Here is a 579-nt window from a genome sequence, read left to right on the forward strand (position 1 = left end):
GTTTAGAACGTCGTGAGACAGTTCGGTCCCTATCTATCGTGGGCGTATGAAATTTGCGTGGCTCTGACACTAGTACGAGAGGACCGTGTTGGACAGACCTCCGGTTTACCAGTTGTGCCGCCAGGCGCACCGCTGGGTATCTAAGTCTGGATTGGATAAGTGCTGAAAGCATCTAAGTACGAAGCCGGCCACAAGATTAGATTTCTCAGGGTCGTTGTAGACTACGACGTTGATAGGATGCAGGTGTAAAGATGGAGACATCAAAGCCGAGCATTACTAATTGCCCGTTCACTTTCCTTATATGTCGGATGGTGTATACCTTTGGTTTTTACTACAGAATGAAATTACGATAACAGCTCAACAATATGTCAACCTTATTCAGGTGGCTATAGCACAAGGGTTCCACCTCTTCCCATTCCGAACAGAGAAGTTAAGCTCACTTGCGCCGATGGTACTGCAATGCAATGCGGGAGAGTAGGTAGCCGCCTCCTTTCAATTTCAGAAGCCTCGATTACGAAAGTAGTCGGGGCTTTTTTTTATTTTTTTATCTGCTCAAGATGTTTTTTATCAGCAGATGAC

At 45.8% G+C, this 579-nt stretch carries 2 rRNA genes; both read left to right on the forward strand.

What is annotated here, in order from left to right:
- A 23S ribosomal RNA gene (locus tag ABD126_RS38635) occupies positions 1-300 on the forward strand; the annotation flags it as partial.
- 78 nt (positions 301-378) lie between these two features.
- Positions 379-491, forward strand: a 5S ribosomal RNA gene (gene rrf, locus ABD126_RS38640).
- Positions 492-579 lie beyond the last annotated feature (88 nt).

It is taken from the genome of Saccharothrix mutabilis subsp. mutabilis, from assembly GCF_039521145.1.
Taxonomy (GTDB): domain Bacteria; phylum Actinomycetota; class Actinomycetes; order Mycobacteriales; family Pseudonocardiaceae; genus Actinosynnema; species Actinosynnema mutabilis.